This is a genomic window from Methylobacterium sp. AC832 (genome assembly GCF_979256025.1).
On the sequence record NZ_CEEDMV010000046.1, the window covers coordinates 1 to 272 of the forward strand.

Below are 272 nucleotides of genomic sequence, written 5' to 3' on the forward strand. Positions count from 1 at the left end.
GTGCCCGACAGGGCCGCCCGGCGCGGCGCGGATATGCGTGCCGCCCGAACCCCCGGCCCGCTTCAGGAGCCAGGCGGCCCTGTCGGGCACGGGATCGCGGGTGACGGCCGGGTGCGGGACGGCCTGCGCCCGGCACAGCGCTGCGACGGCGAAGGGGTCCTTGAGGGCGGCCACGCAATCCGGGCCGGCGCCGAGGAGGCGGTGGCGTCCCGCGATAGCGCGCATCAGGTCGGGGGCGGCCTCGAAGCCGCTGCCGAGGACGAGGCCGAGGG

The 272-nt window shown here is 78.7% G+C and carries 1 pseudogene; it reads right to left on the reverse strand.

The features are described from left to right. A pseudogene (locus tag AC0IXR_RS25060) lies at positions 1-272 on the reverse strand (ATP-grasp domain-containing protein); the annotation flags it as partial.